Raw genomic sequence first — 3,862 nt, 5'->3', positions numbered from 1 at the left:
CATCGACTTCAGCAATAGTGCCAATGCGGATCAGGTTTTCAAAACGTCGGTAAAGGTCTGAAAGAGTGAAGCTCATAGGTTCATATCAAGGTGCGTTGATGATTGGAAGTACATCAACGCATCTTGATATGGGGTTATGAGGATGTCATGGTGTGCTTGGTTGAAATGGGGGGAATTAACTTTTTGGTAATGAGCGAGCTTACTAGGATTGGCATAGCTGAGACCTACAAAGCGGTCTGAAATTGAGCAATATTGCTCGCACTTTGCCTGTAAATTAAATTACTCACATGGTCATATCTGCCACCCACGAGTTGGTTACAAAAACCACCATAAAACTGAACTCTGCCTTTAAAGTGCAATATTGTGTAATAGTTTTTTATATTTTATCCGCTTAGTATCCTCTTAGCCAACCACACAGAAAGGTAAGGTATTTTTATAACCCATATTTACCAATGTGTGCTTGGTTCCATACCATAATTTTTTTCAACAAACGGAGGCAGCAATGTTAAAAGCTGGCGCGAAAGTTAAGATCAAACTAACAACTCACGATGGTAATAGTTTTGGATATTTAGCACTGGGGACAGGAAAAAACAGAAAATTTTTCCTCGGAGGAGCTACTGAGGGTGATGCGACTCTTTTTGTTCTTGAGAAATACAAAAAGGCTAACGACATATTTTATTATCGCATTGATGGGACCAAAAAGACCTATCTAGATGAGCATACAGATGGCGGTGAAGTGTTCCCAGAAAAACCTTTTATATCAGTTGATAACAGTACGATACATGCTTGGCAACTAAATGACGAAGGACACCTTGAAGCTGTATATCTTTCAACAGGCACAACAGAGGTATTAGCTGAACCTCACAACAGAACTCAATTACACATTCGCGAGGAGCACCCAAATGCAGTGTTCTGCAACTTTGAAAAAACTTCGCTTCCATATGCAGTAGAAATTATCGAACAATAGTTTTGTAATCTTTAATTAGAGTTCTAAGTGTCCACATTGGTCCGACTAGCGAGCTGTAGATACGTAACTGTACAGGTCATAGATTGAATCAATCTGTTTTATTTTCATGCATGATTTCAAATTTGTCTTTGGACGTTTGTTTGGCGATAAACATCTGATCAAATTTGAAACATGCATTCAACCCTTTTTTTTAAGATCCTACCTATTAATAGCAACTAAATTTCTTTCAATTTCCCCAAAACCACCTCAAACAATACCTCTTCATCAATATCACTCACACCAAGCAGTTGTCTTTCTGGGTATGTAATGCTGTTGCCCATTACCTTACCTCGCTCTGAAAGCCCGTAGTGGTGGGCTTTGGCGATGCGGCTAACGCGTCCGGTGTAGCCAACTGTTGCACCGTTGTTATTGGCTTGAACCTTCATATGCTTGGCTTTTCGTAGGCCGAGCATCATCTTTTTTTGTTTGGCGACTTTTCCTTCCTTACGTTCATTTTTTTTATCAATGCGCTTTTTTCTAGGTTCCCACTTTGTGCCGTCGGGGTTTTCTTGTTTGGACAGGCGCTTTTGGTTTTGCTTTCTTAAGGCTAGCGCTACTTTGCGGTAAAGGGCTTTTTGTTCTTTGGGCGATAGGCTGTTAATGAAGGACTCAGCCCACGGCGCGAGGTCTTCTAGGTTATTCACTAATTGTCTCGTTTAACACGTTTTCAGGTGGGCCGTTTGGGTTTTGTCTTATGCTGAGGTTCCATTCATTGGCAGGGGCTAAGGTGATGTCGAGCTGGGGTTCATCACAGGCGGTTAAATAGGTGCCTTCTGGTTTGTGTTCTACTTTGATAATTTCCGATAGTTTCACCGCTAAAGAAAGGTCCACGGATTCATTGTTGATAATGTCGGCGTCGAACTTGATGGCGTTTGCTGCATGTGGTTGATGTTGGTCGAGCCACGTTAACACAAGATGCGCGATTTGCGCGGCATCGCCTCCGTAGGCAGTAATGATGATTACGGCGTGATATTGCAATTCAAAGTGCTGGTTTGCACTGCCTTGGTGGCTGATGATTTGGCCTTCTTGGGCGAAGGTGAGTAGGTTTTCAGCCTCGATGTTTAACGATGCTGACAGTAGGTGCTCTCGTAAGGACGCCAACTTTTTCATGGGCTATTTCCTAATGCTGCCAATGCCTTTAATGCTCACCGCTGCAAGCACGACCACATACATCAAATCACCAAGGTTAACACCGAGATTTTTAATGTTCTCGATACCCAAGTTCACCGCGTTTAAATAGGTCATATCACCGCTGATGCTGCTTGCAATAGACGCCAAAAACAGCAGCACAAAGGGCGATGTGATGATCACGGTGACATACTCATCTTTCCAAGTGCCGCCTTCATTTTGTTTTGAAAGGGCTTCCCATTCGTCGTCGTTTAAATCTAACCGATAGTCGTTATTCACCTTGGCTAAAGAAAGCTTCGCCTGTGCGGATTCTCTGGCTTGCTTGCGTTTTTGATTGCTTTTGTAGGCTTCTGAAATGGGCGATAACACGCCGGTTAACATGCTCCATACACTCATGCACTTTGCTCCTGTGGGTAGTCCGACCAAGGTAGTTGAAAATGCGGCCCGTCAAAGAAGGCGGTTTTGCCTTGTTGCGCTCTGCGCTGGCGGTATAGCTCGGTTTCTTTTTCCATATCATCCGATAAATCCGATAGCTTTCTATCCCAAACACCGCCCCATTGCAGCGGAATATTCAGTTCTTCCGCCGCCTGTTTCATGGTATTTGCCAAGGTGCAATAGGCGGCAGCGTCCCATGTTATTTTGTTGTTGGGCAATAACCAAAGGTCGACGGCGTGACCGGTTAAATGTCGGCTTTTTAAGGTGTGAGATTTTTTGTTTTGCACCAGCTCTTTTTGGCGCGCAAAACTTCTTATTCCTTCACCCACCATAAAGTCGATTTTGGTGGCGCGTAGTGCCTGCTCCACCACATTGATTAAGTCGGGGTGTACGCCTTGTAAGCGCGTTTGTGATGTTTGGCTCAGTTGGAAGTGGGGTTGTTTCATGATGCGGCTCTTGTTGATTTAGTCCCAAAGCGCGATGCTTTCTTTTTGGGTTGGCTTGATGGCAGGCAAATAAACACGGGTTCCCATTGCAAGGATGGGGCTGGATAAATCAAGCTGCGGGTTGGCGGCGAGCACCTGTTCGGTCACGCCGCTGGTTTTACCGTAAACACGCCAGCAAATTTTATCTAAGGTGTCGTTTTGCAAGGCCATCACCGATGGCAAATTGAAATTCATATCAGTGGCTATTTATCAATGGCTTTTCATATCAATTCGATGTTGATTTTGGCGGTGCCCAATAAGGCGCGGATCGACTCTCTGGAGCGGCGCAAGTAATCATCCACCCGTTCTTCCATTTGGTCGGCGCGTTCATGGCCTGATTTTGTGCTATCAAAATCGCGGTAATTTTCTAGTAACAAGGCTTTGGCTTTGTTAAATACTGCGCTTTGATAGTGGTGTTCATACTGGCTGATTTCGCCGTATTGCTCACTGGGAACCTCTGTTAAAGCGTTGTAATGTTGAGTCGCTGACCACGCTCTTAGCTCATGGTTTACCGAAAGAATCGCATCGAGAATGGCTTGCTTAGCGCGAAGGTTAGAAATGGGCTGCTCAACTCGCATGACTTCACGAAATTGGGTCATGTCGATGTCAGGAAAAAAACCTTTATTGCTGACTTTTTCAGGCGTTTGGTTTTGGTGATTGGCGTTGGGTATAAAGCTCATGGTTTCACCTTTTTGTGTTGTACCGCTAAATACCTGTTCCAAACTATCAGCCACCTGTAGAGAATTAGGAGCAAACCCTCAGCCGCAGGGAAGCGGCTGTGGAGCCTACATGGAAGTATCCACGGCGA

At 44.5% G+C, this 3,862-nt stretch carries 7 protein-coding genes; 1 reads left to right on the top strand and 6 read right to left on the bottom strand.

The annotated features are described in order from the left end of the window. The first annotated feature begins 502 nt into the window (after window positions 1-502). The gene (locus HJG39_RS18890) at window positions 503-967 is read left to right on the top strand and encodes a hypothetical protein (RefSeq protein ID WP_268411930.1); all 465 of its coding nucleotides are present in this window, start codon (window positions 503-505) and stop codon (window positions 965-967) included. Window positions 968-1,182: 215 nt separating this feature from the next. Here the strand turns inward: HJG39_RS18890 and HJG39_RS18885 are convergent, their stop codons facing one another. The 6 genes from HJG39_RS18885 to HJG39_RS18860 are packed head-to-tail and all read right to left on the bottom strand — an operon-like array spanning window position 1,183 to window position 3,776. After that, on the bottom strand, window positions 1,183-1,650 hold the full coding sequence (locus tag HJG39_RS18885) for a phage virion morphogenesis protein (RefSeq protein WP_268411929.1): 468 nt from the start codon (window positions 1,648-1,650) through the stop codon (window positions 1,183-1,185). After that, on the bottom strand, window positions 1,643-2,116 hold the full coding sequence (locus HJG39_RS18880) for a phage tail protein (RefSeq protein WP_268411926.1): 474 nt from the start codon (window positions 2,114-2,116) through the stop codon (window positions 1,643-1,645). The genes HJG39_RS18885 and HJG39_RS18880 overlap by 8 nt, the downstream gene beginning before the upstream one ends. Before the next feature lie 3 nt (window positions 2,117-2,119). Then, the gene (locus HJG39_RS18875; protein ID WP_268411925.1) at window positions 2,120-2,530 is read right to left on the bottom strand and encodes a hypothetical protein; all 411 of its coding nucleotides are present in this window, start codon (window positions 2,528-2,530) and stop codon (window positions 2,120-2,122) included. Then, window positions 2,527-3,015 carry a M15 family metallopeptidase gene (locus HJG39_RS18870; RefSeq protein WP_268411923.1) on the bottom strand — a complete coding sequence of 163 codons (489 nt, stop codon included), beginning with the start codon at window positions 3,013-3,015 and terminating at the stop codon, window positions 2,527-2,529. The genes HJG39_RS18875 and HJG39_RS18870 overlap by 4 nt, the downstream gene beginning before the upstream one ends. 18 nt (window positions 3,016-3,033) lie before the next feature. Then, window positions 3,034-3,249 carry a tail protein X gene (locus HJG39_RS18865; protein ID WP_268411921.1) on the bottom strand — a complete coding sequence of 72 codons (216 nt, stop codon included), beginning with the start codon at window positions 3,247-3,249 and terminating at the stop codon, window positions 3,034-3,036. Window positions 3,250-3,275: 26 nt separating this feature from the next. After that, the gene (locus HJG39_RS18860) at window positions 3,276-3,776 is read right to left on the bottom strand and encodes a head completion/stabilization protein (protein WP_268411919.1); all 501 of its coding nucleotides are present in this window, start codon (window positions 3,774-3,776) and stop codon (window positions 3,276-3,278) included. Window positions 3,777-3,862 lie beyond the last annotated feature (86 nt).

This window comes from Alteromonas sp. a30 (assembly GCF_026788005.1).
In the GTDB taxonomy this organism is placed as follows: Bacteria; Pseudomonadota; Gammaproteobacteria; order Enterobacterales; family Alteromonadaceae; genus Paraneptunicella.
This window is presented reverse-complemented; position numbering and strand designations above follow the sequence as displayed.

Excerpts from the sequence above, each read along its gene's own strand:
- HJG39_RS18880 (WP_268411926.1), bottom strand. The coding sequence starts at position 2,116 with ATGAAAAAGTTGGCGTCCTTACGAGAGCACCTACTGTCAGCATCGTTA.
- HJG39_RS18870 (WP_268411923.1), bottom strand. The coding sequence starts at position 3,015 with ATGAAACAACCCCACTTCCAACTGAGCCAAACATCACAAACGCGCTTA.
- HJG39_RS18875 (WP_268411925.1), bottom strand. The coding sequence starts at position 2,530 with ATGAGTGTATGGAGCATGTTAACCGGCGTGTTATCGCCCATTTCAGAA.
- HJG39_RS18890 (WP_268411930.1), top strand. The coding sequence starts at position 503 with ATGTTAAAAGCTGGCGCGAAAGTTAAGATCAAACTAACAACTCACGAT.
- HJG39_RS18865 (WP_268411921.1), bottom strand. The coding sequence starts at position 3,249 with ATGAATTTCAATTTGCCATCGGTGATGGCCTTGCAAAACGACACCTTA.